This window comes from Cobetia sp. SIMBA_158, assembly GCF_046566945.1.
Taxonomy (GTDB): domain Bacteria; phylum Pseudomonadota; class Gammaproteobacteria; order Pseudomonadales; family Halomonadaceae; genus Cobetia; species Cobetia amphilecti.
Window position 1 is genome coordinate 1 of record NZ_JAWJYL010000016.1, and the last position, 21,417, is coordinate 21,417.

The 21,417-nt window shown below is 64.0% G+C and carries 19 protein-coding genes and 1 tRNA gene; 6 read left to right on the plus strand and 14 right to left on the minus strand.

Features of this window, described 5'->3' with window-relative positions:
* A tRNA-Arg gene (locus R2R70_RS17100) sits at window positions 1-77 on the plus strand.
* Window positions 78-433: 356 nt separating this feature from the next.
* Here R2R70_RS17100 and R2R70_RS17105 read toward each other — a convergent pair.
* On the minus strand, window positions 434-1,492 hold the full coding sequence (locus R2R70_RS17105) for a tRNA dihydrouridine synthase (RefSeq protein WP_131433209.1): 1,059 nt from the start codon (window positions 1,490-1,492) through the stop codon (window positions 434-436).
* Window positions 1,493-1,748: 256 nt separating this feature from the next.
* On the opposite strand from R2R70_RS17105, the gene R2R70_RS17110 reads away from it, so the two are divergent.
* From R2R70_RS17110 to R2R70_RS17120, 3 genes are all read left to right on the plus strand, one after another.
* On the plus strand, window positions 1,749-2,015 hold the full coding sequence (locus tag R2R70_RS17110) for an OadG family protein (protein ID WP_153636585.1): 267 nt from the start codon (window positions 1,749-1,751) through the stop codon (window positions 2,013-2,015).
* Between the two features lie 205 nt (window positions 2,016-2,220).
* On the plus strand, window positions 2,221-4,056 hold the full coding sequence (gene oadA / locus R2R70_RS17115; protein WP_410978582.1) for a sodium-extruding oxaloacetate decarboxylase subunit alpha: 1,836 nt from the start codon (window positions 2,221-2,223) through the stop codon (window positions 4,054-4,056).
* Between the two features lie 70 nt (window positions 4,057-4,126).
* Entirely contained in the window at window positions 4,127-5,446 is a 1,320-nt protein-coding gene (locus R2R70_RS17120; RefSeq protein WP_410978583.1) for a sodium ion-translocating decarboxylase subunit beta, read from the plus strand.
* Window positions 5,447-5,531: 85 nt separating this feature from the next.
* Here R2R70_RS17120 and R2R70_RS17125 read toward each other — a convergent pair whose 3' ends face one another.
* The 6 genes from R2R70_RS17125 to R2R70_RS17150 all read right to left on the minus strand — a co-directional run bounded on the left by R2R70_RS17125 (window position 5,532) and on the right by R2R70_RS17150 (window position 9,642).
* Window positions 5,532-6,647, minus strand: a complete 1,116-nt coding sequence (locus R2R70_RS17125) for a metal-dependent hydrolase (RefSeq protein WP_410978584.1) — start codon at window positions 6,645-6,647, stop codon at window positions 5,532-5,534.
* A gap of 50 nt (window positions 6,648-6,697) precedes the next feature.
* Window positions 6,698-7,282: a DNA-3-methyladenine glycosylase I gene (locus R2R70_RS17130; protein ID WP_410978585.1), complete on the minus strand. Its 585-nt coding sequence runs from the start codon at window positions 7,280-7,282 to the stop codon at window positions 6,698-6,700.
* Window positions 7,282-7,686 (minus strand): DoxX family protein, encoded by a 405-nt coding sequence (locus tag R2R70_RS17135; protein WP_043332928.1) that lies wholly within the window; start codon window positions 7,684-7,686, stop codon window positions 7,282-7,284. The genes R2R70_RS17130 and R2R70_RS17135 overlap by 1 nt, the downstream gene beginning before the upstream one ends.
* Before the next feature lie 126 nt (window positions 7,687-7,812).
* Window positions 7,813-8,256, minus strand: a complete 444-nt coding sequence (locus R2R70_RS17140) for a GNAT family N-acetyltransferase (protein ID WP_404325422.1) — start codon at window positions 8,254-8,256, stop codon at window positions 7,813-7,815.
* 44 nt (window positions 8,257-8,300) lie between these two features.
* Window positions 8,301-8,906, minus strand: coding sequence for a glutathione S-transferase family protein (locus R2R70_RS17145; protein ID WP_410978586.1), 606 nt, complete (start codon window positions 8,904-8,906; stop codon window positions 8,301-8,303).
* A 133-nt stretch (window positions 8,907-9,039) separates the two neighbouring features.
* Window positions 9,040-9,642: a LysE family translocator gene (locus tag R2R70_RS17150; protein WP_043332923.1), complete on the minus strand. Its 603-nt coding sequence runs from the start codon at window positions 9,640-9,642 to the stop codon at window positions 9,040-9,042.
* 157 nt (window positions 9,643-9,799) lie between these two features.
* Here R2R70_RS17150 and R2R70_RS17155 point away from each other — a divergent pair, with 157 nt between their 5' ends.
* Window positions 9,800-11,248, plus strand: coding sequence for a PLP-dependent aminotransferase family protein (locus R2R70_RS17155; RefSeq protein WP_303571071.1), 1,449 nt, complete (start codon window positions 9,800-9,802; stop codon window positions 11,246-11,248).
* Between the two features lie 13 nt (window positions 11,249-11,261).
* Here the strand turns inward: R2R70_RS17155 and R2R70_RS17160 are convergent, their stop codons facing one another.
* The 4 genes from R2R70_RS17160 to R2R70_RS17175 form a co-directional block, all read right to left on the minus strand.
* The gene (locus R2R70_RS17160) at window positions 11,262-12,593 is read right to left on the minus strand and encodes a bifunctional transcriptional activator/DNA repair enzyme AdaA (protein ID WP_410978587.1); all 1,332 of its coding nucleotides are present in this window, start codon (window positions 12,591-12,593) and stop codon (window positions 11,262-11,264) included.
* Window positions 12,594-12,707: 114 nt separating this feature from the next.
* Window positions 12,708-13,232 (minus strand): acyl-CoA thioesterase, encoded by a 525-nt coding sequence (locus R2R70_RS17165; protein ID WP_043332919.1) that lies wholly within the window; start codon window positions 13,230-13,232, stop codon window positions 12,708-12,710.
* Window positions 13,233-13,504: 272 nt separating this feature from the next.
* Window positions 13,505-14,815 carry a short-chain fatty acid transporter gene (locus tag R2R70_RS17170; protein ID WP_054556491.1) on the minus strand — a complete coding sequence of 437 codons (1,311 nt, stop codon included), beginning with the start codon at window positions 14,813-14,815 and terminating at the stop codon, window positions 13,505-13,507.
* A gap of 168 nt (window positions 14,816-14,983) precedes the next feature.
* On the minus strand, window positions 14,984-16,318 hold the full coding sequence (locus R2R70_RS17175; RefSeq protein ID WP_410978588.1) for an MATE family efflux transporter: 1,335 nt from the start codon (window positions 16,316-16,318) through the stop codon (window positions 14,984-14,986).
* 273 nt (window positions 16,319-16,591) lie between these two features.
* On the opposite strand from R2R70_RS17175, the gene R2R70_RS17180 reads away from it, so the two are divergent.
* Window positions 16,592-16,873 (plus strand): hypothetical protein, encoded by a 282-nt coding sequence (locus tag R2R70_RS17180; protein ID WP_234368090.1) that lies wholly within the window; start codon window positions 16,592-16,594, stop codon window positions 16,871-16,873.
* A 107-nt stretch (window positions 16,874-16,980) separates the two neighbouring features.
* On the opposite strand, the gene R2R70_RS17185 is transcribed toward R2R70_RS17180, so the two are convergent.
* The 3 genes from R2R70_RS17185 to coaD form a co-directional block, all read right to left on the minus strand.
* On the minus strand, window positions 16,981-19,911 hold the full coding sequence (locus R2R70_RS17185; RefSeq protein ID WP_410978589.1) for an MASE3 domain-containing protein: 2,931 nt from the start codon (window positions 19,909-19,911) through the stop codon (window positions 16,981-16,983).
* A gap of 526 nt (window positions 19,912-20,437) precedes the next feature.
* Window positions 20,438-20,695, minus strand: a complete 258-nt coding sequence (locus R2R70_RS17190) for a YfhL family 4Fe-4S dicluster ferredoxin (protein ID WP_043334597.1) — start codon at window positions 20,693-20,695, stop codon at window positions 20,438-20,440.
* 10 nt (window positions 20,696-20,705) lie between these two features.
* Window positions 20,706-21,215, minus strand: a complete 510-nt coding sequence (gene coaD / locus R2R70_RS17195) for a pantetheine-phosphate adenylyltransferase (RefSeq protein ID WP_043334599.1) — start codon at window positions 21,213-21,215, stop codon at window positions 20,706-20,708.
* Between the last annotated feature and the right edge of the window lie 202 nt (window positions 21,216-21,417).

A 21,417-nucleotide genomic window follows, 5' to 3' on the forward strand; every position in this document is an offset into this window, starting at 1 on the left:
GCGCCCTTAGCTCAGCTGGATAGAGTACCTGACTACGAATCAGGCGGTCGGAGGTTCGAATCCTCCAGGGCGCGCCAATCGAAAAACCCGCTTCAGTGAAGCGGGTTTTTCTTCGTCTGAAGAAAAGTCAGGCAATGAAAGAAGCCAGGCTTTGAGGCAAGGCTCTTAAACAAGGCTCTGAAACAAGGCTCTGAGGCAAGGTCAGTGCCGAGTGATCGCCGCCTGCACGGCCCCGATCCCCGCATTGCTGACGATCTGAGTGTTCTACCGCTTTCCTTGACTGTGATGTCACGCCTTCGGGCGGACGATCGCCAGGGCGCCCTTTTCGCGAGGGGCGCCCTTTTTTTGTTCACTGATCGGGGCAGCGGCCGAATCGGGTGTTGGCCGGTGCTGATGTTCAGGTTTCGGTTCCAGCTCAGGTTCCAGTTCAGGCTCAGGCCGGGGTGGTCGCGGCTTCCGTTTCCGATGCCTGAGGCGATTCTGGTGCCTGAGCCGGCTCCGGCATGCGAGTCACTGAGGTGAGAAGGCTTGGTGCCAGCTCCAGCGCAGTGCCGGCCACCAGGCCGGTGAAGAACTCGGCACGCCCCTTGTGGCGCTTGATGGCCTGGAAACGGCTTTCGGCTTCCGCGTTGCCGCTCTGGCGCATCATGTTCATCCACTGCTTGAGTAGCGGCACCATCACCTTGTCGGGGAGGTGGGCGCAGCGTTCGGCGTGGGAGAGCAGCACCTGCGCACGCTGTGTCCAGTCCGTCTCGGGCAGCAGCTCGCCGGTCGCTTGCCAATGCTTGATGCGCGCCGCCAGGAAGGGGTCGGCCAGGGCGGCCCGCCCCAGCATGACATCGCGACAGCCGGACAGGGAGCGCGCCCGCCAGTAGCAGTGCATATCCCAGATATCGCCATTGGCGACCACCGGAATGGAAAGCTCGGAGGTGATCTTGCCGATCCATTCCCAATGCGCCGGTGGGCGATAGCCTTCCTGTTTGGTGCGCCCATGCACCACCAGCTGAGTCGCACCGCCTGCCTCGGCCGCCTGAGCGCAGGCCAGTGCCAGGCGCCGATCATTGAAGCCGAGACGAATCTTGGCGGTGACCGGCACGCCCGTCCCCTCGAGTGCCTTGCGCACGCCTTCCACCGCGCGGAAGACGCGTTCCGGCGAGCGTAGCAGTGCCGCGCCACCATCATGTCGGTTGACGGTCTTGGCTGGGCAGCCGAAATTGATATCGACGCTTGGGGCACCCAGACGCGCGGCGACGCGGGCATTGATGCCCAGTGCCTCGGGGTCGGCCCCCAGCAGCTGCAGGGCGACCGGGGTCTCGTGTCGTGTTCGTGCCGTCTGTGTCGGGGAGGCGTCGAGCAGCTCCGGACAGATGCGCTTGAAGACGCGCGGCGGTAACTTGACGTGGGTCACGCGCACGAATTCCGTCACGCACCAGTCGTAGCCGCCAAGGCCAGTGAGACATTCGCGCGTGATGTCATCTATCACGCCTTCCATCGGCGCGATGCCGATGCGGCCGGCCCGCGCGAGGGCCTGTGGGGTCAACGATGGTGTCATTGCAATTGCCGTGGAATCAGGCACTTTAGAGCGACCAACAAGCATTGAATGCAGCTGCATGGGCATACCGACAGAGGCTATCGGCGGCGGAGCCTATCCGTCGTGCCGTGTCCGGCGTGACCGAAGACATTGGCGTTCAGCGCAGGCGCTGCGCCGTAGTGCGGCTCGATAACGAGAAAGACTCGAGGACACTGGCATGCAAGAGAATGATCTGCTCGGTGAAGGCTTGAACCTGATGGTGTTCGGGATGGGGTTCGTGTTCGTGTTTCTAAGTCTGCTGGTGGTCGCCATGATGGCGATGGCCAGGCTGGTGGATCGCTTCGCGCCTGCACCAGTGCCCGCTGCGCCAGGTGCTGCGCGGGCGCCGGCTGCCCCGGCCCCTGCGGCAGAGGATGACAGCGAACTGACGGCCGTCATGGCCGCGGCGATTCACCGCTTCCGGCAGGATCAGCACCGGCACTGACGCTTGCGCGGCTTCGCCGATAGCGTCTGGGCTCTGCCGAGCGTCTGACCACTGCCGAGAGTAGCAGGCGGCGATTCTATCACGAGCAGTACGGTGGGTAGACCTCCCCCCGAGTGCAATATTCTGTGTTGCAGGCTGACGCAACAGGCTGCCTGCAGCGCGCGCAGAACTCGATATCCACAATATAAAGAACAAGGGATCACTCATGGACAAGCAACCGCTGGGCATCACGGATGTGGTACTGCGCGACGCGCATCAGTCATTGCTGGCCACGCGCATGCGCCTCGATGACATGCTGCCGATCGCCGCCAAGCTGGACGACATCGGCTTCTGGTCGCTGGAGAGCTGGGGCGGCGCGACCTTCGACGCCTGTATTCGCTATCTGGGCGAAGACCCCTGGGCGCGCATTCGTGCCCTGAAGGAAGCGATGCCCAAGACCCAGCAGCAGATGCTGCTGCGCGCCCAGAACCTGCTCGGCTATCGTCATTACGCCGATGATGTGGTGGATACCTTCGTCAAGCGTGCCGCGACCAGCGGTGTCGATGTCTTCCGTGTCTTCGATGCCATGAATGACCCGCGCAACCTCGAGCGTCCGCTCAAGGCGGTGCTGGATCAGGGCAAGCATGCCCAGGGCACCATCTCCTACACCGTGAGCCCCGTGCACACCCTGGAGATGTGGGTCGAGCTGGCGCAGAAGATCGAGTCCATGGGTGCCCAGTCACTGGCGATCAAGGACATGGCAGGCCTGCTGACGCCGTACACCGCCTTTGAACTGGTCTCGCGCCTCAAGGCGAGCCTGTCGATCCCGATCCACATGCAGTGCCACGCCACCACCGGGCTTTCCACCGCCACGGCCCTCAAGGCCATCGAGGCGGGCATCGACAACGTCGACACCTCCATCTCTTCCATGTCGATGACCTACGGCCATAGCCCGACGGAATCCGTGGTCGCGATGCTGGCGGGAACCGAGCGCGATACCGGGCTCGATCTCGAGAAGCTCGAGGATATCGCCGGCTATTTCCGCGAAGTGCGCAAGAAGTACGCGGCCTTCGAAGGCAGCCTGCGCGGTATCGACTCGCGCATCCTGGTCGCGCAGGTGCCGGGTGGCATGCTCACCAACATGGAAAGCCAGCTCAAGGAGCAGGGCGCCGGTGACAAGCTGGATGACGTGCTCGCCGAGATTCCGCGGGTGCGCAAGGACCTGGGCTATATCCCGCTGGTGACCCCGACCTCACAGATCGTCGGCACCCAGTCGGTGATGAACGTGATGATGGGTGAGCGCTACAAGTCGATCTCCAAGGAAGTGCAGGCGCTGCTCAAGGGCGAATATGGCGCGGCACCGGCGCCCTTCGACAGTGAGCTTCAGTCCCGCGTGCTGGAAGGCGGCGAGCCGATCACCTGCCGCCCGGCCGACAACCTGACGCCGGAGATGGAGCGTCTGCGTGAGGAGCTCAAGGGCAAGGCCAGTGAAGAGGGCATCACCCTGGAAGGCGGCGAGCGCGAGACCGATGACGTGCTGACCTACGCGCTGTTCCCGCAGATCGGCCTCAAGTTCCTGCGCAACCGTGGCAACCCGGATGCCTTCGAGCCCGCGCCGCAGGCTGTCGATGACAAGGCGTCCAAGTCTGCAAGTGCGCCGTCCGCCGCAGCGCCGGCCGTCAGTGCTCAAACCGCGTCGAGCGGTCCGCAGACCTACACCCTGAACGTCAACGGCAAGCAGTATGTGGTCGAGGTCGCCGAAGGCGGAGACATCACCCAGGTGCAGGCCAGCGAGCCAGCGGCGCCTGCTCCGGCCGCCGCAGCGGCGGCACCTGCCGCACAGGCCGCCTCCGGTGAGCCGGTGAGTGCGCCGCTGGCGGGCAACATCTTCAAGGTCAATGTCAGTGTCGGTGACAGCGTGGCCGAAGGGGATGTGGTCATCATCCTCGAGGCGATGAAGATGGAGACCGAGATCCGTGCCCACCAGGCCGGTACCGTCTCCGCGGTGAAGGTCAAGGAAGGCGACAGTGTCAGTGTCGGCGACGTTCTGATCACCCTCTGAGCCGGTGTGTCCGGCCCGTCGTCATGCACGGCGGGCCGGTCGGTGATGCTCCTCTGCAAGGCGACACGACATGGACAAGATACTCAACCTCTGGCACGGCTCGGGGCTCTACAACATGAGCTTCGGCCAGCTGGCGATGATCGTCATCGGCCTTGGCCTGCTTTATCTGGCGATCCGCAAGAACTTCGAACCCCTGCTGCTGGTGCCGATCGGCTTCGGCGGCATTCTGGCCAACATCCCGGAAGCCGGGCTGGCGCTGTCTGCCGCCGAGCAGGCGGCCCATCTCGGCAAGCCGGAGCTGCTGGCTTCGATGGCCAATCTGCTCAACGTCAACATCGCCAGCCTGCCGCTGGATGAGGCGCGCCACGCGGTGGAGCAGGCGCTGCATGGCGAGATTCCCGCCGCGCTCAAGCAGCAGGCCAGCAACATGGCGCTGGATGACGGCTTCTCCAACGGCATGCTCTACAGCTTCTACAGCGTGGCGATCGCCTCCGGCATCGCGCCGCTGGTGATCTTCATGGGCGTGGGCGCGATGACGGACTTCGGCCCGCTGCTGGCCAATCCCAAGACCCTGTTCCTCGGTGCGGCGGCGCAGTTCGGCATCTTCGCGACCCTGCTGGGCGCGGTGGCGATGACCTCGATGGGCCTGATGGACTTCAGCCTGCAGCAGTCGGCGGCCATCGGCATCATCGGTGGTGCGGACGGCCCGACCTCCATCTATGTCGCCAGTCTGCTGGCGCCGGAGCTGCTGGGCGCGATCGCCGTGGCGTCCTACTCCTACATGGCACTGGTGCCGATGATCCAGCCGCCGATCATGCGCGCGCTGACCACCGCCAAGGAACGCAGCCTAGTCATGACCCAGCTGCGGCCGGTGTCCAAGACCGAGAAGATCCTGTTCCCGCTGGTGCTGTTGATCATGGTGGCGATGCTGCTGCCGGACGCCGCACCGCTGCTGGGCATGTTCTGCTTCGGTAACCTGATGCGCGAGTGTGGTGTGGTGGAGCGTCTGTCGGATACCGCCCAGAACGCGCTGATCAACATCACCACCATCTTCCTGGGATTGTCGGTGGGCTCCAAACTGCAGGCCGACAAGTTCCTGGCGGTGGAGACGCTGGGCATTCTGGCCCTCGGCGTGGTCGCCTTCGGTATCGGCACGGCCTGCGGGGTACTGATGGCCAAGCTGATGAACAAGGTCTCCAAGACACCGATCAATCCGCTGATCGGGTCGGCCGGTGTCTCGGCGGTGCCGATGGCGGCACGTGTCTCCAACAAGGTCGGGCTCGAGTACAACCCGCATAACTTCCTGCTGATGCATGCCATGGGGCCGAACGTGGCCGGCGTGATCGGCTCGGCGGTTGCCGCGGGGGTGATGATCAAGTACCTCGGCTGATCGTCACCACAGCACTGATACGACAACGCCCGCCATGGCTGCCATGGCGGGCGTTGTCGTATCCGGGGACTTCATCAGCGGCGCTTTATCTTGTCTCGGCCGAGGGGTTGGAGGGCATGGTAGAGACGGTGCGCTGATTCGGCTGCATGCGCGTCTGCGGGTCGTGGACGGCCTGCCAGAGGCTTAGCAGGGCGGCGCGATCGACAGGCCGGCTGGGCAGTCGCTGGCTGTTCTCGAGCCCTTGCCATTCCCCCGCGGCGCTCTGGCGTGCGAGGGCAAAGCGGAAGGGGTGGTAGCCGGGTGAGCCCAGGCGTGTATCGGTCACTGCCAGCAGCGTCTCACCCTCTGGTGTCCGCTCGCGGCTCGCACGTAGATAGGGCGCCGCGAACCAGCGCAGGCGCTGGCCGTCCTCCAGCTTCGCGACCTCGGCATCCAGCGTCGGATGGCGCGGGAAATCACGGCGTGCGAGAGACGCCAGCTGCGCGTCGGAGTCGAACACGCTGACCATCCATTCGTGATCCGCCTGCGGGGTGGTTGCGCTGACACGCCACAGCAGGCTGTTGAAGGGAGTCGACTGCACCATGCGCGGAGCGTCGGCGAAGCCCTGACTGGCCAGCAGCGGCGCCACGCGATGTTCGACCCAGCTCTTGGCGGCCAGCCCCCAGCCAAGATAGAGGCTCGAGAGCATGAGGCCCGCGCTCAACAGATGCCCGGCGCGACCACGAATCGCCACCCACAGGCCAGTGATCAGCAGCGGCAGGGTGTAGAGCGGGTCGATGATGAAGACGCTGGCCAGACTGATGGGGCGGCTGGGCCACGGCCACAGCAGCTGGGTGCCGTAGGTGGTGAAACTGTCCAGCAGCGGGTGGGTGACCAGGCACAGCATGCAGTAGGCGATCAGCCGTCCACGGCCGAGACTCGCCAGACGTGGCAGGCGCGCCAGCAGCCAGCCGAGCACGATGCCCAAAAGCGCCAGCACCGGCAGGGAATGGCTGAAGCCGCGGTGATGGGTGTAATTGGCGACCGCGTCGCCGTAGTCGATCATCACGTCGAGGTCGGGCAGGGTGCCGAGCGCCGCGCCGCCGAGCAGCGCATAGCGGATGGCCGCGCCGCGTTTCGGGCTGGGCAGGCGGCGAATGGCCGGCGCCATGACGGCGCCGCCAACGACGGCCCCGAGGCAGATCTGGGTAAGGGAGTCCATGCGTGGGCTACCTGTGAGGAAGAAGAGAGCGGGAGTCGTGGGAGCAGGCGTCAGTCATCTGCACGGATCGCCGCCAGGGCGCCCGGCTCGGCCCAGCGCGGGCCGGCATCCAGCACGCGTGCCTGCACCGGACAGTCATCACGATGACAGCCGGGCAGATAGCCGCAGCTCATCAGCAGCTCGTTGACGATCTCGGGGCCGGTAAAGCGGAAGGTCTTCTTGAACAGCTTGACCCAGGCTGACAGCGGTTGTGGATGATGGGCATCCAGCCAGGCACTGAAGCTGCCGTGGGAATCCTTGAGCTGCATCACCACGCCTGCGTTGTGGATCACGGCATTGATCTTGAGCCGGTTGCGAATGATGCCGGCATTGTTGAGCAGGCGCGCGCGATCCTCGTCCCCGTAGGCGGCGATGCGCGCGATATCGTATTCCTCGAAGGCCTCGCGGAAGGCCGTGCGCTTCTTGAGTACCGTCAGCCAGGAGAGGCCGGCCTGATTGATCTCAAGCACGAAGCGTTCGAACAGCACCCGGTCATCGCTGACCGGAAAGCCGTATTCATGGTCATGATAAGGGCCATGAATCGGGTGCTGGGGAGCATTCTCGCAATAGGTGCTGGCGGTGACGACGTCGGCCATCAGTCCTCCTGTACCGCGAAGCGGCCGCTGCCGAGAAAGACGATGGCCAGGGCGCTGGCGAGGAAGAAGCCTTGCAGCTCCAGCGCCCAGCCGCCGGAGGGCGACAGGCTCAACAGCTGGCCCATGTGTGCCACGGCAAAGGCGAACAGCATGTTGGCGACCACGATCAGTCCGGCGATGCGCGAGTGCACGCCGAGCACCAGCATGATGGGCGCGATGATCTCGCCGATGTAGACGCCATAGGCCACCACGCCCGGGATGCCCAGATTCTCGAGCTCGCCGGCGATCCAGCTCAGCGTGCCGCCATCGCCGAGCAATTTCGAGAGGCCATGAAACAGCAACAGCAGGCCCAGCATCAGGCGCAGTATCAGCTTGCCGAGGTCGTCATTTTCGAGAAATTGCACGGTAGAGCTCCTTGCTCAGCGGTCGTCGGGCTTGCTCAGTAGTCGTCGGGCTTGTTCAGTGGTCGTCGGGCTTGCTCAGCGGTCGTCGGGCTTGCTTAGCGGTCGTCGGGATACAAGGCGGCTGTCTCAGGCGTTGGGGTTGTCCACCAGAATGCGCGAGAAGCGCACGATCTCGGCATTGCGGTTGGACCAGCCAAGACGCTCCCAGAAGCGATGAGCGTCATGGTTGTCGTGCAGGGTATCCAGATGCACCTTGTCGATGCCTTCGCTGGCCAAGGCTGCCAGACAGCGGTCGATCAGCGTGCTGGCGATGCCCTGGCCACGCATGTCCGGCGCCGTCATCACATGCTGAAGATAGCCGCGCTTGCCGTCATGGCCCGCCATGGCGCAGCCGACCAGGCGCTCATCGAGAAAGGCCAGGTGGCTCATGCCGGGGTTGCGCGCCAGATAGCGGGCGACAGGGGCATGGCGGTCGGCATCGCGGATGACCACGCCGGGAGTCGCCTCCATCATGGCGATGAAGGCAGGGTGGTCTTCCGGTGTCATCGGACGATAGGTCAAGGTTGGCATCGTGTGTCCTGGCAAACGGCGGTCGTCGGGGATGCCATATCCTATCAGTCCCGCGGGATATCGAAATGCCCCGGCTGCGCCGCGACGCGTGCCAGCCACGCCTGAATGGCGGGATAGTCATCCAGCGCGAAGCCGCCTTCATCGGCAACATGCGTATAAGCATAAAGGGAAATGTCGGCAATCGTGAATCGGTCCCCGACCAGCCAGTCATGCTCGGCGAGATGGTGCTCCATCACGCGCAGGGCGCGCTTGCCGCCATCCTGCTTGGCGGCGTACTCGGCGCGGCGCTCGTCGGGGAGGCCAAGGTAGCGATTGATGAAGCGGGCGGTGGCGATGTACGGCTCATGGCTGTACTGCTCGAAGAACTGCCACTGAAGCACCTTGGCGCGCAGGAAGGGGTCGCTCGGCAGATGGTCACTGCCATCGGCGAGGTAATTCAGAATGGCGTTCGACTCCGACAGTGTCTCGCCGCGATGCAGCTCCAGCAGCGGAATCTTGCCATTGACGTTGCGGGTCAGGAATTCCGGCGTGCGGGTGTCGCCGGCCAGAATGTCGACCTCGATGTAGTGATGATGGCGTTCGAGCAGGTGCAGCAGCAGCTCGACCTTGTAGCAGTTGCCGGAGCGGCGATCACCGTAGAGTGTCAGCATGCAGGGAGCGTCCTGTGCGAGCGTGGAATTGGCGTCTCGACAGTCTAACCAACCTCGCCTGCATGAACAGTGATTATTCGAACAGTGTTCGACGCTCCGGTGTCATTCGCGTACTCCAGATTCAGGCTGAGGGTCAGCCGAGGATCATCACCACGCAGGAAGCGGTCAGTACGCCCATCACGCGGTTGAAGATCTTCCAGGCGCGCTCGGTATTCAGCAGACGCCCGATGGCGGTCCCGAAGCCCGCCCACAGCGAGATGCACGGCAGCGCGACCAGTTCCGCGAAGCCTGCCAGCAATACGGCGTTGAGCAGTGCCGGGCCTTCCTCGGGCAGAAAGCTTGCCATCAGCGCCATGCCCATCACCCAGGCCTTGGGGTTGGCGAACTGGAACAGGCACGCCGCGAGGAAGGTCATCGGGCGCGCATCCTGCTGGCTGGCGAAGTCAGGGGGCGGGGCGGTGGCGATCTTCCAGGCCAGGTAGAGCAGGTAGGCACTGCCCAGCACCTTCAGTAGCGTCTGCACGATGGGATAACGCTCGAAGACCAGCCCCAGCCCCAGCGCGATGGCGATGAACAGCACCAGGCAGCCGATCAGGATGCCGAAGATATGCGGCAGGGTGCGCCAGTAACCATAGTTGGCCCCCGAGGCCGTCAGCATCACGTTGTTGGGGCCGGGTGTCAGGGTCATCGACAGCATGAAAAGCGTGGCGGGGGCCAGAAAGGCGAGGGATTCCATGGGTGTCCTTCAGCGTGGTGGGCGTTGTCGAGGTGGTGTGTCTGATTGTATGGGTTCAATTTACGGATGCCGGCACATTCACGTGTTTTGTGGCTTGTTGGCGGCATGTTTTGAGCATAATCTGATGACAATTACCGTCAACAGGTTTTTTGTCACCATGACAATGTGGATTCCGACCCTGGACCCCGCCATGCCGCGTTACCGTGCGCTGGCGGAGGCAATCCGCCTCGATATCGCCGCGGGCCAACTCAAGGAAGGCGAGCGACTGCCGCCTCAACGGCGGCTGGCGGATGCGCTGGGCGTGACCATCGGCACGGTGACGCGAGGCTACGCCGAGGCCGAGCGGAGTGGCCTGGTGTCGGCGCGTGTCGGGAGCGGCACCTACATCAACGGCGCCACCCGGAGCGCGCATGGATCCTTCAGCAGCTTCGGGCATGCCCTGCGTGCCAGCAAGGCCTATGGATTGGCGCCAGAACAGGGGGGCGCGCTGCCGGCATCCGGCGTGATCGATCTCACCATGAGCCTGCCACCGCCTCACCCCGCGCGGCAGCAGGGAATGGCAGCGGCGCTGGCCGCGATCAGCCAGTCACCCGAGGCCTTGCTGCGCAGTGTCGAGTATCAGAATGAATTCGGCGACGGCAGCCACCGGCAGTTGCTGGCGAGCTGGATGGGCGAGCTTGGCATGCCGGTTGCCCCCGAGGAGCTGATGCTGACCCAGGGCGGCCAGAATGGCATCACGCTGGCGTTGTCGGCGCTGCTGGCGCCCGGGGATGCCGTGGTCACCGGCGCACTGACCTATCCCGGCTTGATCGTCGCCAGCGCCGAACGTGGCCTCAAGCTGTTGCGGGTGCCGCTGGACAAGGACGGCATGGATGTCGAGGCGCTGGCGCGGCTGTGTCGTCAGCAGGCGCCCAGAATGGTCTATGTGATGGCCGAGCAGAACAATCCGGGCGCGGCGCAGTTGTCTCATGCACGGCGCGAGGCACTGGTCGCCCTCGCGCGCCAGCATGACTTCTGGATTCTGGAAGATGGGGTGCAATATCTGCCCGACGAGGAGTGCGGCACCCGTCTCTATCAGATGGCGCCGGAGCGCACCCTGTATGTCTTCAGTACCTCCAAGTTGCTGGCCGGTGGCCTGCGCCTGGGCGTATTGCGGGCGCCGGTGGAGGTGCTGACCCGCATCGGCGCAGTGCTGCGCAGCCACAGCTGGATGGTGGCGCCGCTGTTGATGGAAACGGTCTGCGCCTGGCTGACCAGCGGCAACGCGATACAGCTGGTGGAGTGGCAGATGGAGGAGATGCGCGCGCGCCAGCGACTGGCCCGCACGCTGCTGGCGGAGTGGTCGCCGGCGGCGCGGCCGTCCTCGTTCGATCTGTGGCTCGAGTTGCCCGAAGGGCAGCGCAGTCAGGCGATGGTCGCGTCATTGGCCGAGCGGGGGGTGCACGTCACCAGCGCCGAGCCCTTCTGTGTCGGCAATGAGCCGCCACCGCAGGCCATCCGGCTGTGCCTGAGCGCTGCCGAGAGCCGTGAGGCGCTGACCCACGCGCTGGAAATCGTGCGCGAGCAGCTGCAGGCGCCGCCTGCGCTGCGCCCCATGACGCTCTAGCACATCGCCGCTCTCACTCCCGACGGGTGCCGGACTCCTGCGCCAATCGGGCCTGCTTGAGCGGCACGCCCCAGCGATAGCCGCCGAGCCCGCCATCGCCGCGTACCACACGATGGCAAGGCGTCAGCAGAGCCAGCGGGTTGGCACCACAGGCATTGGCGACGGCGCGGCTGGCGGTCGGTCGCTCGAGCGCCTCGGCCAGCTGGCGGTAGGTCAGGGTATCACCGCTCACGGTGGCGTTGAGCTGCTGCCAGACGCTCAATTGAAAGGCGGTGCCACGCACATCCAGCGGCAGTTCGAGCAGCAGTGCATGACTGGTCTCCGGTTGCTCGCACAGGGCGAGTAACCGTGCCCCCAGTGAGGCATGCAGCAGGCGACTGGCCGCGTGAGCGTTGCCGTCCTGACCATCTGTCTCTGTCTCCATCTGCTGCCAGTTGGCCCTGGGCAGGCGTGCTTCCAGTGCCTGCTGGCCCGCCTCACGACTGTCGCTGAGCTGAATGACGACCACGCCACGCGCGCTGAGTCCTGCGCTCAGCCAGCAGGACTGCTGCGGTATCCCGAAGCGACACGGCCAATGCAATGCCAGCAGGTCTTCTCCCTGGCCGCCGGAGCGGCGGGCGCTGGGCGTGATGCCGTCCCTGCGCGCATAGGCGCGACTGCTGGAACGATAGCCGGCGGCGATGATCGCCTCTGTCACGCCATGGCCTTCCTCCAGCAGCGCATGGAACTGCATCTGACGCAGACCCGCCGAGTACTCGGAAGGTGACAGGCCCAGCAGTGCCGTGAAGCGGCGCTGAAGATGCGAGGCGCTTATCCCGTGCTCCGCCGCCAGGCTTGCGAGTGTCGGGGTGGGCTCGCCTGCGGCGACGGCCTGCTCCAGCTGCCGACACACCGCCAGCGGCCAGGGCGAGGCGGTGGCTGAGGCAGCATCTGCAGGTGTCGAGCGGGCGGCAGTGGAGGCGCATGAATGTGAGGCGTTCGATTCCGGCATCGTCGGTGCTCCAGACGTGGCCCTGACGGGATGGCGAGTCTGCTTGTCGGTCTGAGGGCGATCAGGCTTGTCGGGCTGCTCAGGATGACAGCGCCGACAGGCGCGCATGCCCGCGGCGCGTGCCGCGTGGGCGTCGGCAAACAGGCGCAGGTTGTCCCGGCGTGGCGCCGGGGATGGGCAGCCGATGCGACAGAAGATGCCAGTGGTGATCACGCCGTAGCGCAGGGTCTCCCCGGCGATCGGCTGGCGCGCCAGCAGACGCTGCCAGATGGCCTCATTGCACCCTTGAGCGTCGCCAGCGGCAGGTGGTGCCGTCATGCCTGCCGCTGTCTTTTCGCCGGACACTGATGTCATCGTTCATCTCGCTGTGCAAGGTTCACGATCAGTATCGCCATCCGCTCGGGGCGGTGCACTCCGTATCTTGTGCTGACTGTTAGGATTGCGCTCGCAGCATTTGCCGGGAGTCGCTCAGAACTCGATGGATTCCTGGCGCTTCTCTTCTTCTTCGGCCTGCTTGCGCAGCTTCTTGCGGATGGCGGCCTTGTGGAAGCGCAGCTTCTGTTCCTGGGTTTCCAGGTTGAGTGGCGGCACCGGCACCGGCTGGCCGTTGGAATCGACCGCGACCATGGTCAGATAGCAGCTGTTGGTATGGCGAATCAGGCGACCCTGGATGGATTCGGCGACCACCTTGATGCCGATCTCCATCGAGGAGCGGCCGACATGATTGACCGAGGCCAGGAAGGTCACCAGCTCGCCGACGTGGATCGGCTGCTTGAAGCGCACCTGGTCGACCGAGAGGGTGACGACGTAGCTGCCGCTGTAGCGACTGGCACAGGCGTAGGCGACTTCATCCAGCTTCTTGAGGATGGCGCCACCGTGCACCTTGCCACTGAAGTTGGCCATGTCGGGGGTCATCAGCTCGGTCATGATCAACTGATGCTGGCCGGGCAGAGCTTCGTTGAGGGCGGTCTGTTCTGGCTGGTTCTCGCTCATTGGGGCGTCCTTCAGGCACGGGCCTGTCAGGTGAGTGGGAGCTGTCAGGGGCTCTCAGGTGAAGCAATGGCTCTGGCATGCCGCGCAGAGAGGGATAATGGCTAGTCTGCGGGATTCGTGACGTCTTGGCACCCCGTGAGCGGCATATCAGCTATCTATAAACGACCTTGCCCCCACAGTCGCCTGTGGGGGCAAGGAGCTTGCGGGGTTGTCGGTAAGGCTATCTGAATCGCTGGCTGAAAAGGCTAGCTGACGCCGCCGTCAGGCGGGTATCAGAGCAGCGTCAGACCCAGCGAGATGATGATGCCAGTCACCAGCAGCTGCACCAGGCAGAAGCCCATGATGTCCTTGGCCTTGAGGCCGGCGATGGCGAGCACCGGCAGTGCCCAGAAGGGCTGCAGCATGTTGGTCCAGGCATCGCCCCAGGCGACGGCCATGGCGACGCGTGACAGGTCGGCACCCAATGCCTGGGCGGCGGGAATCATGACCGGTGCCTGCACGGCCCACTGGCCGCCACCGGAGGGCACGAACAGATTGACGATACCGGCACTGATGAAGGACCAGAACGGCAGGCTGTCGGCGGTGGCAATCGACACGAAACCTTCGGAGAGCGTGGCGGCCAGTCCCGACTGCACCATGATCGCCATGATGCCGGCGTAGAAGGGGAACTGGATGACGATGCCTGCGCCGCCCTTGATGGCTTCATTCAGGCTGTCCAGCAGCTTGCGCGGCGTGCCATGCAGCACGATGGCCAGGAACAGGAAGCTGAAGTTGATCACGTTCAGGTTCAGTCCGCCGCCACGAATCACGAAGTGATCCACCAGCCAGGCGAGGCCGAACAGCCCGACGACCCAGGCGAGAATCGGCGAGTTCTCGAGACGCTCGGCGGGACGAGGCTGGTCGCTGATCTCGGTGTGCTTCTCCTCGAGCAGGGCCGGGTCCACGTACACGCTTTCCTTCTCGAAGGGCATCATGGCGCGATTGACCAGCGGCATGATGATCAAGAGCGCCGCGACGATGGCGATATTGAAGAAAGCGAAGATGGTGTCCGAGGTGGGCACGATGCCGATGCTGTCCTCGGTGAAGTGGCCCGCGGTGGCGATGGTCAGCGGAATCGAGCCCGAGATGCCCGCATGCCAGATCACGAAACCGGAGTAGGCACTGGCGATCAGCAGGCGGTAATCGACCTTGATCATCCTGGCCAGCTGCTTGGCGAACAGCGCCCCGATGACCAGCCCGAAGCCCCAGTTGATCCAGCTGGCGATCAGCGACACGAAGGTGACCAGCATGATGGCGCTGCCGGGCGTTCTGGCCAGCGAGGCGATGCTGGCCAGGCCTTTCTTCACCGGCGGGGTGTTGGCGAGCATGAAGCCCGAGATCAACACCAGCAGCATCTGCATCGAGAAGGTCAGCAGATTCCAGAAGCCATCGCCCCAATAGCGCATCACCTCGGTGGGGGAGCGCTGTTCGATGAGCATGGCGGCTGCCGCTGCAACGACGGTCAGCAACAAGACGAAGATATAGGGGTCAGGCAGATAGCGCTCAACCAGCTTGACGGCTGGCCGTGATAGCGATTGCAGCATGTGAGAGTCCCTGTTGGCTTTTTATCGGTATGGGAAACGGGTTGGCACGCTCACATTAGTCCATTCGCTATCAGGAGAATATCGCGCGATGGTCGAGTGGCACGCCAATGCCAGCGGCAAGCCTTTCAGCGCTGCATCAACCTGCTGGAGGCTTCAACTGGCATGGCATCAGCGCCAATGGTGACGGCGATGATGCAGGTAGTAGCCGCCGAGCACGGCAGAGCGCACGCTGGTGAACAGCAGGAAGGCCAGCCACAGTCCATGATTGCCGAAGCCTTCGAGCAGCGGCCACAGACCGATGAAGGCCAGCAGGGATACCACCAGCGTATTGCGCATTTCACGCGTCGCCGTGGCACCGATGAAGATGCCGTCCAGCAGGTAGCTCCACACCGCGACCAGGGGCATGGCGACCATCCAGGGCAGATAGACGGTGGCCAGGGCACGGACTTCGGGAATGTCGGTCAGCAGGTGGATCAACGCCGGCCCGCAGAGCCAGAGCAGGCCGCTGGCCGCTGTCGCGGTGATCAAGGAGAAGCGGGTTGCCGCTCCCACGCTGCGCGCGAAGCGTTGCCAGTCGTTCTGGCCGACGGCTCGCCCGACCTCTGATTCCGCCGCCTGGGCGAAGCCATCCAGTGCATAGGACGTCATCATCACGAACTGCAGCAACACCGCATTGGCCGCCAGAACATCATCCCCGAAGCTGGCACCCTGCGAGGTGAAATAGGCCGTCGCGCCCAGCAGGCACAGGGTGCGCACGAACAGATGCTGATTGACGCGGATCAGCGCGCCCCAGGCGGGGAGAGACAGCAGCGCTGCGCGGTCACTGCGCCCCGGCATGCGTCTGAGCTGGCGGGCGACCAGCCACAGGCCCGTGGCTAGCGCACAGTAGTCGGCGATCACGCTGGCCAGCGCCACGCCATCGCTGGTCATGCCCAGCCCGGGCACGAAGGCCAGATCGAGCAGGATGTTGACGCCATTGGTCAGCACGAGGATGCCGAGCGTGACGCGCGAATTCCCCAGCCCCAGGAACCAGCCCAGAATCACGTAGTTGATCAGCACGGCCGGTGCCGACCACAGACGTATGCTGGCGTAGTCATGGGCCAGGGCACGCGTGGCCTCGCTGGCCTCCATCAGCGATAGTCCCAGGGTGATCAGCGGCGAGCCGGCGATGATCAACACCAGCCCGATGGCGAGTGCCAGCCCGATGCCTTGGCCCAGCAAGGTGCGCAGGCCATCGTGGTCTTCACGGCCATGGGCCTGTGCCGTCATGCCGGTCGTGCCCATGCGCAGAAATCCGAAGCCCCAGTACAGAAAGCTGAAGAGGACCGCGCCCAGCGTGACCGCGCCCAGATACACCGCATCCTCGAGATGCCCGACCACGGCGGTATCCACCAGCCCCAGTAACGGCACGGAAATGTTGGAAAGGATGATGGGCCAGGCCAGGCGCCACATATGGCGATCGGCGGAAGGCAGTGTGGCGGTTTTCAGGGAAGGGGCGGGCATGTTGGGTCCGAATGAGGGGTGAAGGTAACGTCAGCCGGGAGCGGTCGCGTTGATCAGGATAAGGCCTGGCAGGGCTGGGCGTAATGGCGCTGGAGCGCTAATCTAGTTCTGGTGACTTGATGGCAAGGCCTGCCATGCGCCAGCCGAGAGGTCCACTGGCGCGAAGACCCATAACAGGGACGCATGGAGCGTCCGGACGCAAGGGAACTGACTATGAAACGCACGATTCTTCAGCGAAGCACGCGATTGCGCACTGGGCTTGCAGCAGCTGGCATGACGCTGGTGCTGGCGACGCCGGTGCAGGCCATCGAGCTGCCCAGCGAGCAGGGTGACGACACACCCAGCGCAGGCATGATGGTGGCCGATGCTCTTATCGGACGTCCACTGTTGCTGGCCACGACCGTCGTCGGTGCTGCCATCTTTGTCGTGTCGGCTCCCTTCGCGGCCATGGGGCAGAATATCGATGAGACGGCGCGCGTACTGGTCGCGACCCCGGCGCAGGCGACCTTCGCTCGCTGCCTGGGTTGCAAGACCACGCGGGTCGATTGGGATTGAGGATGTCCTGATCGCGGCTGGTGAGCACGCGCCGCTCATGGCTGGACACGACAACGCCGACCTCGAGGGTCGGCGTTGTCGTGTCTGAAGGGTGGTGAGAGCGGCGGTCAGTGCGCGGGTTGCCTGGCGTGGCTATCGGCTGCGGGCGGCAGTGAGTTGAAGCACAGCACGCGTTTGCGTCCGGCGCGTTTCGCCTGGTAGAGCGCATTGTCGGCCATGTTGAACAGCGCGTCGGTGGCCTGGCTGTCATGCGGCGCGTTGGCGACCCCGGCGGAGAAGCTCAAGCCGGTCAGCGGCCCCAGCGTCTCATGCTCGAAGACTTCTTCGTGGAAGGCTTCGAGAATGGCCTCGACGCGTGCGCGTGACACCGCTGCGCTGGCACCGGGAATCAGGATCACGAACTCTTCGCCGCCGTAGCGACAGGCTTCATCGGAGCTGCGCAGCGACTCACGTATCAGGTTGGCCAGGCGCGTGAGGACCTGATCGCCCATCTCGTGGCCGTAGGTATCGTTGACCTGCTTGAAGTGGTCGAGATCCAGCACCACCAGGGACAGCGGATTGCCGATGCTGGCCTCGGCCAGTTTCTGGGGCAGCACCTCATCGAGGTGGCGACGATTGAAGAGGCGCGTCAGCGTGTCCTTGCGTGCCTCGTGTGCCAGACCCCGCTTCAGCTGCAGGTCTGCCAGTGCCAGCATCACCAGGTGGCTGACATCTTCCGCCAGGGGTTGCAGGCGCTCGAGGCTGTCCTCTTCCGGCGGGATCAGCAGCATGAATTCCCCCACCTGGCCATCCCCGACCGTGAGTGACTGTTTGAGATGACGAGCGTCTGTAGGTGGTGATCCCCAGTTGATATGCATTGTTTGATGAACGTCATTTGGGTCATGCAGGGTCACGTTGCCTTCGCAGCCGGCGAACAGGCTGGGCAGACGAACATTGAGCTGGGTGATGATCTCATCGAGCTGAGAGCAGGTCAGCAGGCATTCCGCGAGGTGATGGATCTGGCTGCGGCTCTCGGAGAGTCGCGACAGCTTGAGGTTGGCGGCCTGCAGGTCGCGCTGGGCACGCTTGCGATCGGTGATGTCGTGAACGATGGAGAACAGCAGGGTGCGGCCGTTCAGGTCCACCGGGCCGGTAAAGATCTCGACATCACGCAATTCACCGTTGGCAAGCTGATGGCTGGCCTCGAAGTGGTTGTCGGTACGGTTGACGACCGCACGGATGCGCTTGGAGAGCGACTGGCTGGCCAGCACGTTGATACGGCCCAGTGGCATGCCGCACATCTCGCCGATGCTGTAGCCATAGAAGTCGGCGGCGACCGGGTTGGCATCGATGATCTCGGCAAGCTCCGGGTCGATCAGCAGCTTGATGGCGTTGCCGGTGCTGAAGACTTCCTGATACAGGGTCGCGTTCTCCTCGAGCAACTCGATGGCGCGACGGCGGTCCTCGATATTGTTGATCAATACCAGGGTGCGCTCCTCGCCCTCGAGCGGCGTGAGGGTGACTTCCGCCCAGAACATCTGACCCGTGTCGGTCTGCATGTGGTATTCGTCCTGGAAGCTGCCGCCTTCGCGCTGAAGCTGGCCCCAGGCACGTTTCATGCGACTGATCTCATCCAGTGAGAACAGCCCCCACAGCGATTGCTGGAAAAGCTCGGCATCACTCTTGCCCAGCAGGGCATGCATGGCCGAGTTGGCATCCGCGATGGTGCCATCCCGGTCGGCGACGATGATGCCCACCGGGGCGGAGTGATAGATGGAGCGCAGACGGGCACGGCTGCTGATCAGGCGTTGCTGCTGCTCCTTGATCCAGTCGATATCGCTGTGAGTGCCGATCATGCGCAGGGGCCTGCCATCCTCGGCACGTTCCACCACGCGTCCCTGATCGAGAATCCACTTCCATTCACCGTTGCGCGTCAGCATGCGGTGCTCGTTGCGATATTCTGCGCTGTGGCCTTCAAAGTGCTGTTTCAGGTCGTCGAGGGTGCGCGGCATGTCATCCGGGTGAATGCGTGATTTCCACTCATCGAAGCTGCTGCCGATCTCGTGTTCCTGGAAGCCGAGCGTCGCCTTCCACTGCGGAGAGTAGAAGACGTGATCGGTATCCTGCTTCCAGTCCCAGACGCCGGCGCCTGAGCCTTCCAGCGCGAACTGCCAGCGTTGTTCGGCCTCGCCCAGGGCGTCACTCATCTTCTGCAGCTGCTGATAGGGGTAGACCATGCGCGATGAATAGATGGCGTGATAGATCATCGCGTAGGCCACCACCTTGTACAGATGGCCGAGCAGATTGAAGACATCGAAGGCAGTGGCATAGAGCGTGAAGCACAGCTCGGAAATCCCCGTGGCCAGCGCCGCGACCGCCAGCCAGCCGGCATTGGTGCCTTCAGGCAGTCGGCGCGCGCCGAGCAGAAGTACCGCGGCCAGCACAGCGCTCAGCGCCAGGGCCCACTCGTAGCCGATCTTCCAGGCGGTCAGGCCGCTGCCGACGATGAAGGTCTCTGGCAGGAAGTCGAGATGAAAGAGGCCTATCCAGCTCACCGCCAGCCCGATGGCGAGCGTCAAGCCAAAGGCCAGGGGCAGATAGCGGCGCGGCACGGGGCGGGCCGTCAGCAGACAGGGGGCCAGCAGCGCGATGATGAAGGCGGTCCGCCCTGCCAGCCAGAAATGGATGGCCTTGCTGATGGAGGCTTCGCTGACGAAGTCGGGCATGCCGTCATAGCTGAAGATATGCACCATGTCGAAGAAGGCGGAGAGCATGAAGGCGCACCCCATGACCAGAAAGCTGGTCGGCAGTGTCCGACGGTGCCCCTGGAAGATGGAGACGGCAGACATCAGAGCGACCAGTATCGCGCCCATTTCCAGCAATGAATGCGGGACGAGGTACTGTCCGACCGAGCTGAACAGCTGCGGACGCGGCACCACGATCAAGACCACCATGATCGCCAGCATGACAAGCAGCATCGCCGTACCGGCATTGGGCAGCTGTGTGCGTGTCCCCAGGAAGGGGCGCTTGAGAACGGTAGAGAGAGAGCGAGAGGACATGGGCAATCCGTGCGCGTGAAAGGGTACGACAGTGACTTTATCACTACAGGATAGAATAGATTGTTTACATTGCCCTAACAGAAAATAACCTGACGTAGCGTTTGGTATTAATTGCGTAGCCGTTTAGGCAGGGGCCGAGAGCAGGCTGGTAGCCACGATGCTGTCTGGCCATGTCAGCCGTGAGGCCAGCAGCGGGGCCAGCAGGGTGGACGGCGGGAGCAGGCACTGGCGGGTAGAGCGGGAGGTCTTGATCGCGAACGAAGTGTGTTGCCAGTCGGCGTCGTTGCCCGTCGGTGTTAGTGCCAGTCGGTTACGTTACCCGTTGGTGTCTCGCGGCAAGAGGCGCCGCGTTGGCGAGTCAGGCGCTGAAACGCCTGTCAGGGCCGAGCCTGAGGAAAGGGCTTATGGAGAGGGCTTGCGGAGAAGGCAGGAGGTGTCAGGCAAGAAGCAAGCAGCAGCCGTCACGACGGATGTGGCGCAGTACAGGCCATGTCATCGTCATGACGGCTGCCGGAGCAGGCGGCAATCAGTTGCCGAGTGCGGCCGTGATGATGTGGTACTTGTCCATCAGCTCTTCCTGGCTTTCCTTGTTGGCCGGGTCGAGCGGGATGCAGTCGACAGGGCAGACCTGCTGACATTGCGGCTCATCGAAGTGTCCGACGCATTCGGTGCACAGGTCCGGGTCGATGACGTAGATCTCTTCCCCTGGCGAGATGGCCCCATTGGGACATTCCGGCTCGCAGACGTCGCAGTTGATGCACTCATCAGTGATGATCAGGGCCATGATGCTGTCCTCAGCTTGTGGCGGTGTCGTCGTCGGTAGCGGAGAAATGCCGGGCGAGGGTCTCGGCCACCAGCGGATGCACCAGACGCGACACATCACCGCCATGACGCGATATCTCGCGCACGATGGTCGATGAAATGTAGGAGTTCTGTAATTCCGGGGTCAGGAACAGGCTATCGACGTGCGGTGCCTGGGCCCGGTTCATGTTGGCCAGTTGCAGTTCGTACTCGAAGTCGGAGACCGCACGCAGGCCGCGCAGAATGATACGCGCATTCTGCTGCTCAAGCAGCTCTGTCAGCAGGCAGCTGAAACCGATGACCTCGACATTGTCGAGATGCGCCAGAATCCGGCGCGCCAGATCGATGCGCATCTCCAGCGGCAGCGCGGGGCGTTTGCTGGGGCTGTAAGCCACCGCGACCACCACCTTGTCGAACAGGCGGGCGCCGCGCTCGATCAGGTCGGTATGGCCATTGGTGATCGGGTCGAAGGTGCCGGGATAGACGGCAATGTTCTTGGGCATGACGAACTCGAGCTCTGTCGGCAGCGGGTCAGCCTGGTGACCGGCTGCAGTGGACGACGAAGGATGAGGAGCCGCAGAAGGCCGGGGCGCAGTGGCTGTCGCGCCGCCGGCTCCCCCGGTACGCCGAGTGTAGAACCCCTCGCGCGGCTTGCCAGTCGCGGGAGGGGATTCGTCAGCGAGTGCGCAACCCGGGAGGGGTAGC

Excerpts from the sequence above, each read along its gene's own strand:
- R2R70_RS17105 (WP_131433209.1), bottom strand. The coding sequence starts at position 1,492 with ATGGAAGGCGTGATAGATGACATCACGCGCGAATGTCTCACTGGCCTT.
- R2R70_RS17110 (WP_153636585.1), top strand. The coding sequence starts at position 1,749 with ATGCAAGAGAATGATCTGCTCGGTGAAGGCTTGAACCTGATGGTGTTC.
- oadA (WP_410978582.1), top strand. The coding sequence starts at position 2,221 with ATGGACAAGCAACCGCTGGGCATCACGGATGTGGTACTGCGCGACGCG.
- R2R70_RS17120 (WP_410978583.1), top strand. The coding sequence starts at position 4,127 with ATGGACAAGATACTCAACCTCTGGCACGGCTCGGGGCTCTACAACATG.
- R2R70_RS17125 (WP_410978584.1), bottom strand. The coding sequence starts at position 6,647 with ATGGACTCCCTTACCCAGATCTGCCTCGGGGCCGTCGTTGGCGGCGCC.
- R2R70_RS17130 (WP_410978585.1), bottom strand. The coding sequence starts at position 7,282 with ATGGCCGACGTCGTCACCGCCAGCACCTATTGCGAGAATGCTCCCCAG.
- R2R70_RS17140 (WP_404325422.1), bottom strand. The coding sequence starts at position 8,256 with ATGCCAACCTTGACCTATCGTCCGATGACACCGGAAGACCACCCTGCC.
- R2R70_RS17145 (WP_410978586.1), bottom strand. The coding sequence starts at position 8,906 with ATGCTGACACTCTACGGTGATCGCCGCTCCGGCAACTGCTACAAGGTC.
- R2R70_RS17150 (WP_043332923.1), bottom strand. The coding sequence starts at position 9,642 with ATGGAATCCCTCGCCTTTCTGGCCCCCGCCACGCTTTTCATGCTGTCG.
- R2R70_RS17155 (WP_303571071.1), top strand. The coding sequence starts at position 9,800 with ATGACAATGTGGATTCCGACCCTGGACCCCGCCATGCCGCGTTACCGT.
- R2R70_RS17160 (WP_410978587.1), bottom strand. The coding sequence starts at position 12,593 with ATGACATCAGTGTCCGGCGAAAAGACAGCGGCAGGCATGACGGCACCA.
- R2R70_RS17165 (WP_043332919.1), bottom strand. The coding sequence starts at position 13,232 with ATGAGCGAGAACCAGCCAGAACAGACCGCCCTCAACGAAGCTCTGCCC.
- R2R70_RS17170 (WP_054556491.1), bottom strand. The coding sequence starts at position 14,815 with ATGCTGCAATCGCTATCACGGCCAGCCGTCAAGCTGGTTGAGCGCTAT.
- R2R70_RS17175 (WP_410978588.1), bottom strand. The coding sequence starts at position 16,318 with ATGCCCGCCCCTTCCCTGAAAACCGCCACACTGCCTTCCGCCGATCGC.
- R2R70_RS17180 (WP_234368090.1), top strand. The coding sequence starts at position 16,592 with ATGACGCTGGTGCTGGCGACGCCGGTGCAGGCCATCGAGCTGCCCAGC.
- R2R70_RS17185 (WP_410978589.1), bottom strand. The coding sequence starts at position 19,911 with ATGTCCTCTCGCTCTCTCTCTACCGTTCTCAAGCGCCCCTTCCTGGGG.
- R2R70_RS17190 (WP_043334597.1), bottom strand. The coding sequence starts at position 20,695 with ATGGCCCTGATCATCACTGATGAGTGCATCAACTGCGACGTCTGCGAG.
- coaD (WP_043334599.1), bottom strand. The coding sequence starts at position 21,215 with ATGCCCAAGAACATTGCCGTCTATCCCGGCACCTTCGACCCGATCACC.